10 protein-coding genes are annotated in these 15,327 nt (G+C 74.7%); 1 reads left to right on the top strand and 9 read right to left on the bottom strand.

Annotated features, from left to right (window positions below):
- Positions 1 to 112: 112 nt before the first annotated feature.
- The 6 genes from IF83_RS34385 to IF83_RS0128875 form a co-directional block, all read right to left on the bottom strand.
- A complete protein-coding gene (locus IF83_RS34385) occupies positions 113 to 703 on the bottom strand; it encodes a hypothetical protein (protein WP_208605956.1) in 591 nt (196 codons plus the stop codon).
- Positions 704 to 1,167: 464 nt separating this feature from the next.
- On the bottom strand, positions 1,168 to 3,513 hold the full coding sequence (locus tag IF83_RS0128855) for a xanthine dehydrogenase family protein molybdopterin-binding subunit (protein ID WP_030549229.1): 2,346 nt from the start codon (positions 3,511 to 3,513) through the stop codon (positions 1,168 to 1,170).
- A 108-nt stretch (positions 3,514 to 3,621) separates the two neighbouring features.
- Positions 3,622 to 5,715: a 2Fe-2S iron-sulfur cluster-binding protein gene (locus IF83_RS31425; protein WP_051723515.1), complete on the bottom strand. Its 2,094-nt coding sequence runs from the start codon at positions 5,713 to 5,715 to the stop codon at positions 3,622 to 3,624.
- Entirely contained in the window at positions 5,712 to 6,689 is a 978-nt protein-coding gene (locus tag IF83_RS0128865) for an FAD binding domain-containing protein (protein WP_078843999.1), read from the bottom strand. The genes IF83_RS31425 and IF83_RS0128865 overlap by 4 nt, the downstream gene beginning before the upstream one ends.
- 422 nt (positions 6,690 to 7,111) lie before the next feature.
- Positions 7,112 to 7,402: a DUF3039 domain-containing protein gene (locus IF83_RS30835; RefSeq protein WP_030549235.1), complete on the bottom strand. Its 291-nt coding sequence runs from the start codon at positions 7,400 to 7,402 to the stop codon at positions 7,112 to 7,114.
- Positions 7,403 to 7,686: 284 nt separating this feature from the next.
- Positions 7,687 to 8,265: a YqgE/AlgH family protein gene (locus IF83_RS0128875; protein ID WP_030549236.1), complete on the bottom strand. Its 579-nt coding sequence runs from the start codon at positions 8,263 to 8,265 to the stop codon at positions 7,687 to 7,689.
- A gap of 290 nt (positions 8,266 to 8,555) precedes the next feature.
- Between IF83_RS0128875 and murA the strand changes: the two genes are divergently transcribed.
- On the top strand, positions 8,556 to 9,896 hold the full coding sequence (gene murA, locus IF83_RS0128880) for a UDP-N-acetylglucosamine 1-carboxyvinyltransferase (protein ID WP_030549238.1): 1,341 nt from the start codon (positions 8,556 to 8,558) through the stop codon (positions 9,894 to 9,896).
- A 229-nt stretch (positions 9,897 to 10,125) separates the two neighbouring features.
- On the opposite strand, the gene IF83_RS0128885 is transcribed toward murA, so the two are convergent.
- From IF83_RS0128885 to IF83_RS0128895, 3 genes are all read right to left on the bottom strand, one after another.
- Entirely contained in the window at positions 10,126 to 10,407 is a 282-nt protein-coding gene (locus IF83_RS0128885; RefSeq protein WP_019711607.1) for an HU family DNA-binding protein, read from the bottom strand.
- Between the two features lie 317 nt (positions 10,408 to 10,724).
- On the bottom strand, positions 10,725 to 12,167 hold the full coding sequence (locus IF83_RS0128890) for an NAD-dependent malic enzyme (RefSeq protein WP_030549240.1): 1,443 nt from the start codon (positions 12,165 to 12,167) through the stop codon (positions 10,725 to 10,727).
- A gap of 572 nt (positions 12,168 to 12,739) precedes the next feature.
- Positions 12,740 to 15,184, bottom strand: a complete 2,445-nt coding sequence (locus IF83_RS0128895; protein ID WP_030549241.1) for a HelD family protein — start codon at positions 15,182 to 15,184, stop codon at positions 12,740 to 12,742.
- Positions 15,185 to 15,327 lie beyond the last annotated feature (143 nt).

Genomic DNA, 15,327 nt, shown 5'->3' on the forward strand with positions numbered 1-15,327 from the left:
CCAGCATCCGCCCCGGACTGAAAGCGCCACCCCACGCGGAGTCACCCACCGTTGACCCCCCTTCCGCCCCGTCCTGCCAACGCCCGCAACACCCCGCACACGCACACGCGCATCAGTAACCCGCCCCCGCGCTGTCGTCACCGGCACCGGCACCGGCACCGGCGTCCGGCCGCCGGTCCGTGTCCGTCTGCTGTGCCGCGCCCGGCCGGTCGCCGCCCGTGCCGTCCTGCCCCCGGCGGTAGCGCTTGTCCGTCAAGTCGTGGATCTGCCACATGCGTTCGCGGTTGTCGAGGTCGATGTTCTCGTAGCCGACCCGCGCCGCGTGGACCGCCGTGCCCATGGCCTCGATCTGGCCGGAGAGCAGTTCGGACAGCGCGGTCAGCTCGTCGTGGACCTCCGTGTAGACCTTGTGCAGGCCCTCGGCCTCCGCGAAGCCCGTGCCGAGGTGCGCCCCCGACAGGCGGTGACCCGCCATCCGGACCGGGGCGGCCTCCGAGTCGCCGAGTTCCCTGAGCAGTTCGTCCACCCGGTTCTTGAACCCCTGCAGCGAGCTCATCTCGGTGTAGAGGTCCATCGCGCCGCGCGCCGCGGACACCGCCGCGCCGCCGATCGCGGTCAGTCCGGCCCAGCCGCCTCCGCCGTCCGCGGTGCCGCCCGTCGCTGTGTCGTCCTCGTCGGCCACGTCGTCTCCCCCGTCGTACACACGGTCACGGTCACACGGTCACGTTCCGGCTGCACGCCTCACCGGGCCGACGGTCCGCAGGTCCTCCGGGCCGTCCGGTCATCCGGCCCGCTGGGCGCACCGTCACACCGTCGTCCCACCGGCCCCGGTCGCCCCACCACAGCGGTGACGCAACTCGCCTCCGACGGTGAGGCGTTAAGAGGTTACTGTGCGTCGCCGACAGTTGTCTCGCCGGCTGTTCCCCGGCCTGGTCACACGGCCCGGACACCTTGAGCGCCCGTGCTGCCCGGGTCCCGTGGCGCCGAGTACCGAGTCCCGGGAGCCGTCGGACCGGCGGGCGGCCGGTGACAGCCCGGCGCTCTGACGCCGCCTCACGCCGGGTACCCGGGCCACTCGGTCCAGCGCGCGCCGGAGCCGCCCGGAGATCCCCGCCGGGCGGGCACCCGCGGGAGGGCGGCCGGACAGTGCGCCGGCGCCCCGCGCCCTCAGTGCCGGTCCGGGACCGCCACCGCCGCCTGCGGGCGGATCGGGAGGCGGTTGACCGGGCGGCCCGTCGCCGCCCGCACCGCCGACGCCACCGCCGCCGGGGACGTCACCACCGGGACCGCGCTGGCCGCCTTCGCCCCGAACGGCGCCACCACGTCCCGCTCCTCGACCAGCTTGACGATGCGGATGTCGGGGACGTCCAGCGCCGTCGGCAGCGGGTATCCGGTGAAGTTGGGGCGCCGGACGATCCCCTTCGACGTGCGCAGGTTCTCCATCAGCGCCGCCCCCACGCCCTGGGTGACCCCGGCCTCGATCCGGGCCGCCAGCTGGCGGGGGTTGAGCACCCGGCCGACGTCCTGTGCCACGGCCATCTCCACGACCCGTACCGAGCCCAGCTCGATGTCGACGTCGACCACCGCGCGGACGGCGCAGAAGGCGAGCCCCACGAAGGCGTCGCCCTGGCCGGACTCGTCCAGCGGTTCGGTCGGGTGCGGGCGGCACTGCGCGGTGGCCCACAGCTCCTTGCCGTCCAGGGTCTCCGCCACGGTGGTGCTCAGCACCCCGTCGTACGAGGTGATCTTGCCGTCGGCGATGGACAGCAGTTCCGTGGACATCCCGAACTTGTGCGCCAGCGGCTGCAGGAGCTGGGTGCGCACCATCTTCGCCGCGCGCTCCACCGCCCCGCCCGAGACCCAGGTGTGGCGGCCGTGCGCGGCCGGACCGGCCGGCGGCTGGTCGGTGTCGACGGAGGCGATGTGCACCTCCTCCACGCCCAGCGTCTCCTGCACGATCTGGCGGGCCAGCGTCGAGAAGCCCTGCCCGGTCTCGACCGCCGCGCAGATGACGGTGGCCACCCCGTCGTTGACCCTGACGGTGGCCGTGGAGACCTCGTCCGTGCCCTCCGCGCCCAGGACGTGCACCATGCCCAGCGCGTAGCCGACGCCCCGCCGGACCGCGCCCGGTTCGCCGGCCCCCTCGGGGCCGCCGGGCAGCAGCCAGTCCTCCTCCGGGGTGTCCTTGGGCAGCGCGGGCAGCGGCGCGTCCCGTACGGCCTGGAGGAGTTCGGCCACCGGGGCCGGGCAGGTCACCGTCTGGCCGGTGGGCAGCAGATCGCCGGTGGCCATCACATTGCGCATCCGCAGCTCGGCCGGGTCCAGGCCCAGCTTGGCCGCGAGCTTGTCCATCTGGCCCTCGTACGCGGCGCACACCTGCAGGGCGCCCTCCCCCCGCACATGGCCGGACGGCGGGTTGTTGGTGCGCACCGCCCAGCCCTCGACGAAGGCGTGCGGCACGACGTACGGGCCGCAGGCGAAGGCGACCGCGGCGGCCAGCGACTCCGAGGAGGCCTCGGCGTACGCGCCCGCGTCCAGCAGGATCTGCGCCTCGACCTTGACGAGCCGGCCCTCGGAGTCGGCGTGGTGGCGGTAGCGGAGCAGGGTGGGGTGGCGGTGGGCGTGGCCGAGGAAGGACTCCTCGCGGTTGACGGCGATCTTCACCGGGCGTCCGGTGCGCAGCGCCAGCAGCCCGAGCGGCAGTTGCACCCCCGGGTCCTCGCGGTCGCCCATCGCGCCGGGCACGCCGGTGACGACGACCTTGACCTGCTCCGGGGGCAGGCCGAAGCAGGCGGCGGCCAGGTCGCGGTCGGCGTGCGGGTCGGTGGAGGCGGTGTAGATCTCGACGCCGCCGTCGGGGCGCGGCACGGCGAGTCCGGCCTCCGCGCCGATGGGCGCCGGGTCCTGGCGGCCGATCCGGTACAGGCCCTCGACGATCACCTCGCCGGTGATCTCCGGGTCGCCGTACCGCAGCGGGATGTGGCGGATGAGGTTGCCGTCGGGGTGGAGCGGTTCGGCCTCGAACGCCTTCTCGGGGTCGGTGACCGGTTCGAGCACCTCGTACTCGACGGCGATCGCGGCGGCCGCGAGCCGGGCGGTGTCCGGGTGGTCGGCGGCGATGGCGGCGATCGGCTCGCCGTGGTGGCGGACCAGATCCTTGGCGAAGACGGGCCGGTCGGCCACCTTGCGGCCCTGGTTGGCGTCGCCGGGGACGTCCTCGTGGGTGATGACGGCTTCCACGCCCGGCATCTCGGTGGCGCCGGAGGTGTCGATGGAGAGGATCTTGGCGTGCGGGTGCGGCGAGCGCAGCACGGCCGCCCAGAGCAGCCCCTCGGCCCACAGGTCGGCCGCGTACGGGAAGGTGCCCGCGGTCTTCGGGAAGGCGTCGTGGGGCGGCAGGGAGGAGCCGAGGCCGTGCGGTGCCGGCTCCTCGGCGGGCAGCGTGCCGCCGTCGCCGGCGGCGGGTGCGGTCAGGCCCGCCGGGTTCGCGGTGGCCGCGTCGGGACCGGTCATCTCACGCTGCCTTTCCGCTGCCGCAGGGGGGAGTGGGGAGGTGGGGAGTGCGGACGCGCCGCGGGGCGGGCGCGGGGCGGGGGGAACGGGGGGTGGCGCGCGGGGGGTTCACGCGAGGCCTCCGGGCGGGGGGGTGCCGTTGCCGGGCGGGCCCGGCTGGTGGGGGATGTGGGGGCCGCCGTGCGAGGCCTGCGCGGAAACGTGGCCGTTGCCGTACTCGCCGTTGCCGTTGCCGCTGTTGCCGCCCGGGGCGTGGGCCCGCTCGTCGTAGGCCTGCCCGTCATGGGGCTGCCCGGCGTAGGGCTGGGCCTCGTAGGACGGTGCCTCGTAGGACTGCCCCGGGTAGGGGTCCTGCGGGTAGCCGCCGGGTGCCTGCCCCGCGGCCGTCTCTTCAACAGCCCGTGCCTCCGCGTCCGCCGCCGCGGCTTCCGCGTCGGCCGCCGACTGGGCCGCCGCCTCCGCCGACTCCGCGCGGGAGGCGACGACTTCGCGGACCGCGTTGAGCACTCCCCGGTAGCCGGTGCACCGGCAGAGGTTGCCGCAGAGCGCCTGGCGGGTCTCCAACTCGGTCGGGGCGTGGTTGCCCTCCAGCAGGTCGTGCACGGTCATCGCCAGGCCGGGCACGCAGAAACCGCACTGCACGGCGCCGCCCGCGACGAGCGCCCGCTGGACGTCGGAGGGGGTGCCCTCCGCCGCCAGCCCCTCGACGGTGCGGACCTCCGAGCCGGCCGTGGTCGCCGCCGGAACCAGACAGGAGGCGACGAGCCGGCCGTCGACCTGCACGGAGCAGGCGCCGCACTCGCCCTGCGAGCAGCCGTCCTTGGCGCCCGCCAGGCCCAGCCGCTCCCGGAGGACGTAGAGCAGGGATTCGCCGATCCAGGCGTCGGTGACGGGACGGTCGATGCCGTTGACCCGCAGGACGTAGGAGGCGTAGGGGTGTTCGCTGTGCGCGTCGAGGATGATCTCGGGGGGCGCGTCCGGTCCGTCCCGCTCCTCGGAGCCGGGCCCGCCGGGGCCGGCGGGGCCGTCCGGCGCGGTGCCGGTGCCCCCGCCGTCGGGGAGACCGGGGCCCTCGGGACCGCCGTCCCCGGAGGGCCGCCCGGTGCCGGGGCCGCCGCGGTCCGCGCCGCTCTCCCCGGCCGGGGTGCGATCGGCCGGGGCGCTGCCGGCCGGGGTGCCGTCGGCCGCGCCGGGGTGCCAGTCGCCGGAGGGCGCGGGCCGGGCTTCCTCGCCGCTGCCGCCCTCGCCGTCGTCGTAGGGGTGGGGGCCGCCCGCCGGGGAGACCTCCTGGGTACCGGGCGCGGGCCACTGCCCGCCCGGGGCCACTCCCGGGCCGTCCGCGCCGGAGCCCTCCGCGGCGCCGCCGGCCGTGCCGCCGGCGGGAGTTCCCCAGGCGCCGCCGTTCTCCGGGGCGGGACCGGGGTTGCCTCCGGGAGCCGGCCGTTCCCACGCGTCGGACCAGGTGTCGCCCGGCGCGGGGACGTTGCCGGGCTGGTCGTGCGGGTGCGCGGGCGCCTGCTGTCCGCCCGGCGCGTAGCCCCACTGCTGCGGGCCGGTGTCCCGGGCCGTCCCGGCGCCGGGCCCGCCCTGCTCGCCGGAGGCCCCGCCCTGCTGGTCCCACCGGTCGTCCGCTCCGGCGCCGCCCGCGCTCCACGGCCCGGGGGCGGGCGCCGCGGCACCGCCGACCAGGTACTCCCCGGACTCGTCGGGGGCGTCGTCGGCCGCCGGGGGCACGCTCCACGCGCCGCCGTGCCCCGCGCTCTCCTCGGGCCAGCCGGTCTCGCGGCCCTGCTCGTGACCGCCTTGTTCGTGACCGCCTTGTTCGTGACCGCCCTGCTCGTGGTCCCGCGCGGCCTGGTGTCCGTGCCCCTGCCCGTACCCCTGCTGCTGCGCCTGCTGGTGGGGCTGCTGCCACTGGTACTGCTGGGCGCCGCCCGGGTCGGTGTACGGCATCGTCCACGGGCCGCCCTCCGGCGGCTCGCCGTACGCGGCCTCCACGGGCGGAGGCGCGTAGCCCTGGCCGGGCGCGGCCAGCGGCTCGCGGCCGGCGGACGGGTCGAGCAGTCCTTCCGGGAGCTGGACGAAGGCCGTGGCCTCCGAGTCGAACTCGCCGCTCTGCGCGGTCGGCTGCCAGCCTCCCGTCGGCCGCTCCTCCTCGTCGGAGTACGGCCGCTGCGGGTGCCGCGGCTGGTCGTTGGTCATGCGAGCGCCCTCCCCAGAGCTCGGCGGGCCAGTGCGGCCACCGTACGCCGCAGATGCAGGACGGCCGGCGGCAGGGCGGGCGGCTCGGAGCCGTCCTCGCCCGGTGCGGGGTCCGGGATGCAGGCGCCCGCGACGTACTCGCCGAAGGCCGCGCAGGCCTCGGGGGCCAGACCGCGCTCGCCGTCCCAGTCGATGAGCCCGGCCACCCAGCGCTCGGCCTCCAGCGGCCGCAGCGGCATGGGGGCGACGGCGCCGACCGCGCAGCGCACGCTGCGCCGGGCCGGGTCGAGAACGAGGGCGACGGAGGCGGAGGCCCTGCCGGGCCCGGTGCGGCCGGTGGCCTTGAGGAAGGTCTGCGGCGCGTGCAGCAGCGGCACCCGCACCCAGCCGACGAGTTCGCCGGGGCGCAGCATCTCCATGCCCGCGAGCAGATGGCTGACGGGGATCTCGCGGCGGGCGTGCTCCGGCCCGGCGATGATCAGGGTGGCCTCCAGGGCCGCCAGCACGGGCAGGGAGTCACCGGTGGGCGCGGCGGTGACGATGTTCCCGCCGAGGGTGCCGGCGTTGCGGATCTGCGGCGGGCCGGCGGCGCGCGCGGCGGCGGCCAGGGCGGGGATGAGGGCGGCGAAGTCGGGGCGGCCCATGCGGGCGTGGGTGAGTCCGGCGCCGAGCAGCGCGTGGCCGTCCTGGTACTGCCAGCCGCGGGTCTCGTTGATCCGGCCGAGGCCGACGAGCGCCGCGGGGCGCAGCAGACCGGAGTTGACCGAGGCCATGAGGTCCGTGCCGCCCGCGACGGGCACGGCGGCCGGCAGGGCGGAGAGCGCCGCCACGGCCTCGTCGAGCGAGGACGGCAGCATCACCGTTCGCGCCGCCTGCGGTGCGTGCGTGGTCAACCCAGCTGCCCCTTCCCGGTGTCCCGCCTGTTCCGCCGTACGGTACGTGCTCACAGCCCGGACGTGGCAACTCTGGCACATCTTCGCGACCCCGCTGCGCGAGGGGCGGCGAAGGGTCGGTTCCCACCTCTGGCAGGCGCCGGCCCGCGCGCAGGAGCTGTCACCCGCGATGAGTGGTTTACCACTCTTCGCGGAACCTTACGGTGCCAACGCCTTGATCGGATCAACGGTTCCGGAGCGTTCCGATGACGTTCGCATCTCGCCCATGGCTCACACGATCGGGGCAAGCCGGTCGACAGGACGTACGGGGAGAGGGACGCCGGAGGCGGCCGCGCCGGTTCCGTGGCGGTTCTGTGGCGATTCCGCGGCGGGGAAGGGAACGCCGCCCGGGAGCGCCGGGTCTCCCGGCCTCCCGGGCGCGCGCGAATGCGCGCGCGGCCCGGCGGGCGTCCGCGAGGAACGCCTGCCGGGCCGCGGGAGGACCGGTGGCCGCGGCGGGCCGGCTACTTGCCGTCGCCCTTGCCGCCCTTGCCCTTGTCGCCGCCGGCGCCCATGGACTCGTAGATCTCCTTGCACATGGGGCAGACCGGGTACTTCTTCGGATCGCGGCCGGGAACCCAGACCTTGCCGCAGAGCGCCACGACGGGCGTGCCCTCGAGCGCGCTCGCCATGATCTTGTCCTTCTGGACGTAATGGGCGAAGCGCTCGTGGTCACCGTCGCCGTTCGACACCTGGGGTGTCGGCTCTACAAGGGTGCCGGTCCCTGTCCCGCGCTCGGGCTCAAGAGTGCTCATGGGTCCCCAGGGTACTGGGACGGGGCGGGGAGCCCCACGCCCGACGCCCGGGAAAAACCGCCGGGCCGCCGGCCGCCGGCGGGCCCGGACCGCGGCCCCCTCGCGCGGGCCCGCCCGAGCCGGCCGGGCCCCGCCCGCCCCGGCACAGCGGGCGGCGGGAAACCGCGGAAGACGGCTGGCCGCGGCGGAAGGCGGCGGGCGGCGGCGGAAAACCACCGCGGCCGGAGGCGGAGGAGGACGCGGCGAGCAGGGGCCCGAGGCCGGAGCCGATCCGGCCGGGGCCGTCAGTTGAGCGTCGGGTCGTCGGGATAGGTGGCGACCATCGCCAGCCCGCTGCGCTGCCGGCGCAGCACCGAGCGCCACAGCCGCTCGGGGGCCGGTGAGGAGACGTCGCCGGGTTCGGACTCCACGACGTACCAGGCGCCCTCGGCCAGTTCGTCCTCCAGCTGGCCCGGGCCCCAGCCGGCGTATCCGGCGAAGATGCGCAGGCTGCCCACGGCCGCGGCCAGCAGTTCCGGCGGGGTCTCCAGATCGACGAGGCCGATCGCGCCGTGCACCCGCCGCCAGCCCAGCGGCCCGCCGCCGACCGCCGATCCGCTCTCACCGGGCACCACGGCCACGCCGAGCGCCGAGTCGAGCGAGACCGGACCGCCCTGGAAGACGACCCCCGGCTCACCGGCCAGATCCGCCCAGTTCTCCAGGATGTCGACGACGTCGACCGGAGTCGGCCGGTTGAGGACCACGCCGAGCGAGCCCTCCTCGTCGTGGTCGAGGAGCAGCACGACCGCACGGTCGAAGTTGGGGTCGGCCAGCGCCGGCGTCGCGACCAGCAGCCGCCCGGTGAGCGAGGACACCTCCGTCATGCCCACATGATCCCGCACCGAGGGGCCCCTCGGGGAGTCCACAATGCGACGGGGACGGGGCCCGCGGGGGCGTACGGCGGCAGCGGGGGCGCGCCTTCGCCCGGGCGCGTCACGGGCCGGTTTCCGGTCCGTTTCGTGACGCTCTGACGTGGTAGACGCACCGTACGTGTTGTGACAAACCCATGACCTGCGGACGACCTGGCACTACCCCTCCCGGCCCTACGGCGGGGGGCCCGGCGGCGCTTACCATTTGGCTTTGGTCCCAGTCCCACTCCAGGAACGCGAGATCCATGACCGGCACCGACGATGTCCTGCTTGTCCACGGCGGAACCCCGCTGGAGGGCGAGATCCGTGTCCGCGGCGCGAAGAACCTCGTGCCCAAGGCCATGGTCGCCGCACTGCTCGGCAGCGAACCCAGCCGGCTCCGCAACGTCCCGGACATCCGTGACGTCAGAGTGGTGCGGGGGCTGCTCCAGCTGCACGGTGTCACGGTCCGCCCCGGCGAGGCCGGCGAGCTGATTCTCGACCCGTCCCACGTCGAGAGCGCCAACGTCGCCGACATCGACGCCCACGCGGGCTCCTCGCGCATCCCGATCCTCTTCTGCGGCCCGCTGCTGCACCGCCTCGGCCACGCCTTCATCCCCGGCCTGGGCGGCTGCGACATCGGCGGCCGGCCGGTGGACTTCCACTTCCAGGTGCTGCGGCAGTTCGGCGCGACGATCGAGAAGCGCGCGGACGGCCAGTACCTGGAGGCCCCGCAGCGGCTGCGCGGCACCAAGATCCGGCTGCCGTACCCGTCCGTCGGCTCGACGGAGCAGGTGCTGCTGACGGCCGTGCTGGCCGAAGGTGTCACCGAACTGACGAACGCCGCGGTGGAACCGGAGATCGAGGACCTCATCTGCGTCCTGCAGAAGATGGGCGCCATCATCTCCATGGACACCGACCGGACGATCCGGATCACCGGTGTCGACAAGCTCGGCGGCTACAACCACGCGGCGCTCCCGGACCGCCTGGAGGCGGCCTCCTGGGCGAGCGCGGCGCTCGCCACCGACGGCAACATCTATGTGCGCGGCGCCCAGCAGCGCTCGATGATGACCTTCCTCAACACGTACCGGAAGGTCGGCGGCGCCTTCGAGATCGACGACGAGGGCATCCGCTTCTGGCACCCGGGCGGCCCGCTCAACGCCATCGCGCTGGAGACGGACGTGCACCCCGGCTTCCAGACCGACTGGCAGCAGCCGCTGGTCGTCGCGCTGACGCAGGCCTCCGGGCTCTCCATCGTCCACGAGACGGTCTACGAGTCGCGGCTGGGCTTCACCTCGGCACTGAACCAGATGGGCGCCCACATCCAGCTCTACCGGGAGTGCCTGGGCGGCTCGGCCTGCCGGTTCGGACAGCGGAACTTCCTGCACTCGGCGGTCGTCTCCGGCCCGACCAAGCTGCAGGGCTCCGACCTGGTCATCCCGGACCTCCGGGGCGGCTTCTCGTACCTCATCGCGGCGCTGGCGGCGCAGGGCACCTCCCGGGTGCACGGCATCGACCTGATCAACCGCGGCTACGAGAACTTCATGGAGAAGCTGAAGGCGCTGGGGGCTGATGTGGAGCTCCCGAACGGCACCCGCAAACACTGACCCCCCGGGCCACCCCCGCACCGCCCTCCCTGGGGGCCCGGGGGTCGCCCCCCGGACGGCACAGCATGGAGAAGCTGAAGGCGCTGGGGGCTGATGTGGAGCTCCCCAACGGCACCCGCAAACACTGACCCCCCCCGGGCCGGACCCCCGCGCCGCCCCGCGAGGGGCCCGGAGACGGCGAAAGGGCGGCCTCCCCCTCCCGGGGTGGCCGCCCTCCGCGCTGCCGTCCTTACTTGCCCTTGGCGGCTTCCTTGAGCTTGGAGCCCGCGGAGACCTTCACGCTGTAGCCGGCCGGGATCTCGATCGGGTCGCCGGTCTGCGGGTTGCGCGCGGTGCGAGCGGCACGGTGGGTGCGCTCGAAGGTCAGGAAGCCGGGGATGGTGACCTTCTCGTCGCCCTTGGCCACGACCTCGCCGACGGTCTCGGCGAGCGCCGCGAGGACCGCGTCCGCGTCCTTGCGGGTCACCTCGGCGCGCTCGGACAGAGCGGCCACCAGCTCACTGCGGTTCATATGTACTCCCGTGTTCTACGTGCCAATGAGGCGTGAGATCGAAGCCGATGCTGCCAGGGCCCTCGGACAGTCCCCGGACCCGGGTCTGCTGGCAGACCCTCGCGCCCGGTTACGCATCCTGCCCGTACCTGCGGCGGTAAAGCCAATCCGGTGCCCTGCGAAGTCACACGAAGAGCGCCTGCACTCCATCGTGGTGTTGCCCCGCGTTCCGCCCCGGAGGCGCGCGGCAGGGCCGCTTCGGGGCGTTTGCGGCAGTTTTGGCTGCCCGTCACCCTATGCATGCCGTACGAGCCGGTGGCTCCGCGACGCGCCGCCCCCTAGCCCTTCGTGGCACCTGTCACAGTCACCCCGGCCGATCCCACGGTCCTGGCGGCATGGCTGACGGCGTCCGCGACCGCGCGGGCGACCCGGTCGTTGAAGACGCTGGGGATGATGTAGTTCGGGTTGAGCTCGTCCTCGCCGACGACATCGGCGAGGGCTCCCGCCGCGGCCAGCAGCATGTCGGTGTCCACCCGGTGCGACTGGGCGTCCAGGAGTCCCCGGAAGACACCCGGGAAGACCAGCACGTTGTTGATCTGGTTGGGGAAGTCGCTGCGGCCGGTGGCGACCACGGCCGCGGTCCGGCGGGCGACGGCCGGGTCCACTTCCGGGTCGGGGTTGGCGAGCGCGAACACGATCGCGCCGTCCGCCATCGCGGCCACGTCCTCGCCGCTCAGCACGTTGGGGGCGGAGACGCCGATGAAGACGTCCGCGCCGCGGACCGCCTCCCGCAGGGTGCCGGTCACGCCCTCCGGGTTGGTGTTGTTGGCGACCCAGCAGAGCGGGGAGTCCGGGTCGACGTCGACCAGGTCCTCGCGGCCCGCGTGGACGACGCCGTGGATGTCGGCGACCACCGCGTGCTTCACGCCGGCGGCGAGGAGCAGCTTGAGGATGGCCGTGCCCGCCGCGCCGGCACCGGACATCACCACGCGGACGTCGCCGATCCGCTTCCCCACCACGCGCAGGGCGTTGGTGAGGGCGGCGAGCACGACGATGGCGGTGCCGTGCTGGTCGTCGTGGAAGACGGGGATGTCCAGGGCCTCGCGGAGCCGGGCCTCGATCTCGAAGCAGCGGGGCGCGGAGATGTCCTCCAGATTGATGCCCGCGAAGCCGGGGGCGATGGCCTTGACGACCTCGACGATGGTGTCGGTGTCCTGGGTGTCCAGGCAGAGCGGCCAGGCGTCGATGCCCGCGAACCGCTTGAAGAGGGCCGCCTTGCCCTCCATGACGGGGAGGGCGGCCATCGGGCCGATGTTGCCGAGGCCGAGGACGGCGGAGCCGTCGGTGACGACGGCGATGCTGTTGCGCTTGCTGGTGAGGCGGCGGGCGTCTTCGGGGTTCTCGGCGATGGCCGTGCAGACCCGGGCCACACCCGGGGTGTAGATCATCGACAGGTCGTCGCGGTTGCGAATGGGGTGCTTCGACGACATCTCGATCTTGCCGCCGAGGTGCATCAGGAACGTGCGGTCGGAGACCTTGCCGAGGGTGACGCCCTCGATCTGCCGGAGCTGCTCGACGATCTCCTGGGCGTGGTCGGTGGAGGTCGCGCCGATGGTGACGTCGATGCGCAGCTTCTCGTGGCCGGACGCCGTGACGTCCAGGCCGATCACCGATCCGCCGTGGGACTCCACGGCGGTGGTGAGCCGTCCGACGGCGCTCCCGCTCGCGGGAACCTCCAGCCGGACCGTCATCGAGTAGGAGACGCTGGGCGCCGTTGCCATGGCGGACTTCCTCTGCTTTTTCTGGTTTCGCCTGGCGCGCCGGGGTGGGCGGGACGCCGCAGGGCGCGCTGCCCGATCGTGCCATTTACCGATCGGTAGACGTTAACCGAGGGGCGGAATTGGAATAATTCTTCCACGATGTGGGCGGCGTGAGGGCCGCAGCCGGTACCGCGCGGCACCCCCACCGCAGCGGAGAGACCGGCAGGTGACGCCTCCCGGACGCCGACCGGAGATCCCCGCCGGAGCGCTCGCCGGAGCCCCTGCCGCGGACGCGCCGAAGGGCGCCTCTCCGGGGAGGAGAGACGCCCTTCTGACGGAGCTGTGTGACACCGGCCCGCCATGCTCGCCTCGCGGCAAGTGGTCGCTCGAAGCGACTAAGGTTGGGCCCGGGGGCTTGGATCGAGCCGGTGCCACATCCAAGGTAACACTCCCTCCGGCCGGGGCCATTCCCTCCGGCCACGGCTTTTTCCCGGGCCCTCCCGGACCGTTCCCGGACCGTTCCCGGACCGCTCCCGGCCACCGGACGGCACCCCGGCATCGCCCCCGGCACACCCCTCCCGGGCTGCCGCGCGTCACTCCCGCAGCAGGTCGGGGACCCCGTCCGCGTCCGGGGCGTCCCGCTCCGCGGAGAGCACGGTGAGAAGCTGGGTGGCCCGGGTCAGGGCGACGTACAGGACCCGCAGCCCGGCCGGGGACTCGTCGGCGATCCCGGCCGGCGAGACCACCAGCGTCGCGTCGTACTCCAGCCCCTTCGCCTCCAGGCTGCCCAGGGCCACCACCCGCTCGCCCAGTCCGGACAGCCAGGCCCGGGCCTCCTCGCGGCGGTCCATGGCGACGACGACGCCGACCGTGCCGTCCACCTCGGCGAGCAGCCGCGCCGCCTCCGCGCGGACGGCGGCGCCCAGATCGTCCCCCGCCACCGCGAAGCGCGGTACGAGACCGGTGGAGCGGACGGCCTCCGGCGGCTCCATGCCCGGCATCGCCAGCGCCAGCACCTTTGCCGCCACCTCGGCGACCTCCGCCGGGTTGCGGTAGTTGACGGTGAGCGTGAACTGCCGGCGGGGGCGGCTGCCGAGCGCCTCGTCCCGCGCGGCGGCCGCCTCCTCCGGGGCGGACCAGGAGCTCTGCGCCGGGTCGCCGACGACCGTCCAGGTGGCGTGCCGGCCGCGGCGGCCGACCATGCGCCACTGCATCGGCGTGAGGTCCTGCGCCTCGTCGACGATGACGTGCGCGTACTCGGTGCGCTCCTCCACGGCCCGCTCGGGCCGGCGGCGGGAGGAGCGGTCGGCGAAGGTGGTGACCTCCTCCAGGCCGGTGAGCTGCTCCAGCGGGTCCAGCTCGCGCTTCCTCGGCCGGGACGGGGTGCCCAGCAGCGTCTGCAGCTCGTCCAAGAGGGCCACGTCGTGGACGGAGAGGGGGCCCCGGCCGTCCGGGCCCAGCCGCTTCAGCGAGCGGGCCAGCCGCCGGACCTCCGCCGGCTGGAGGACGCGCCGGGCCCAGCGGCCCAGGCGCCGCTCGTCGGCCATCGCGGCCAGCACGCCGCGCGGGGTCAGCTCGGGCCACCAGGCGTCGAGGAAGCCGTGGAACTCCGGCTCACCGGAGATGTCCTCGTCGAAGGCCTCGCGCGCCTCGGCCGCCAGCTCCGGGTCGCCGCTGTGCCGGCCCGCCGCCCCGGACTTCGCCCACAGCGCGTCCAGCAGCAGCCGGCGGGCGCGGGGACGGAGCAGGTTCACGGGGGTGGTCGCGCCGAGGACGGTGCGCCGGATCTCCCGCAGCTCCCCCGGGCCCAGCTCGACGCGGGCCCCGAAGGCGACGACACGCAGCCGGTCGGTGACCGGCGCCGCGGCCGGTTCCGCGGCTGGTTCCGTGCCGACCGGGCCGGGCTCCGGGTCGTCGAACGACAGCTGGCCGCCGGCGCCGCCCCCCGCCCCACCGCTGGTGCCGTTGCCGTCGCCGTTGCGAGAGGCGGCCGGGCGGGCCGGCTCCAGGGCGCCGCGGGCGGCGCGGCGGAGCACCTTCTGCATCCGCGCCGAGCCCTTGACGCGGGCGACGGCCGGATCGTCGTAAACCGTGGCCTCCGCCCCGTCGACGAGGGAGCCCAGGGCGCGGATCGCCACCTGCCCCTCCTCGCCCAGGGACGGCAGCACACCCTCGGTGTAGGCGACCAGCAGCGGGGTGGGGCTGACCACGAGGATGCCGCCGGCATAGCGTCTGCGGTCCTGGTAGAGCAGATACGCGGCGCGGTGCAGCGCGACGGCCGTCTTGCCGGTGCCCGGGCCGCCGCCGACCTCGGTGACGGAGGCGGCGGGCGCCCGGATGACCTTGTCCTGCTCTGCCTGGATGGAGGAGACGATGTCCCGCATGGTGTGGCTGCGGGCCCGGCCGAGGGCCGCCATCAGCGCGCCGTCGCCCACCACCGCCAGTTCCTCGCCGCCGAGGGTCGCGGTCATCTCCGGGCGGAGCAGGTCGTCCTCGACACCGAGCACCCTGCGCCCCTTGCTGCGGATCACCCGGCGGCGCACCACCCGGCCGGGGTCCACGGGCGTGGCCCGGTAGAAGGGGGCGGCCGCGGGGGCGCGCCAGTCGATGACGAGCGGGGTGTAGTCGGCGTCCAGGACGCCGATCCGGCCGATGTGCAGGGTCTCGGCGATCTCGGCGTACGTCCGGCCGTCCCCGCCGGTGCGCACGGCGCCGTCGGCGGGTTCGACGGAGGTGAAGGCGCCGTCCGGGCCGCGTTCCCCGTCCTTGCCCTCCAGCAGGTCGATGCGGCCGAAGAGGAAGTCCTCGAACTCGCTGTTGAGCCGGTTGAGATGGAGTCCGGCGCGGAAGACCTGGGCGTCCCGTTCGGCGAGCGCGCCGGGGGTGCCGACCTGGCCGCGGCGGGCGGCGTCGGCCATCAGGAACTCGGCTTCGTGGATCTTCTCTTCCAGCCTTCGGTACACCTGGTCGAGATGATCCTGTTCGACACCGGTCTCGCGGTCCCGTACCGAATCGACCGTGGCTTCGTGCGCGGCCACCCGGGCCCCCTTCTGACGTGCTGGGCAGCCGTCAACCGTACGCGAAGGGGGTGCTCCGCGCACCTGGTTCTCCGAGTGGTCCGCGCCGGTGCGGACGGGAGGGCGGCGGGGGACGCCGGTGGCGGGCGGGAGCGGGAGGAGAC

This window comes from Streptomyces albus subsp. albus (genome assembly GCF_000719865.1).
Taxonomy (GTDB): Bacteria; Actinomycetota; Actinomycetes; order Streptomycetales; family Streptomycetaceae; genus Streptomyces; species Streptomyces albus_E.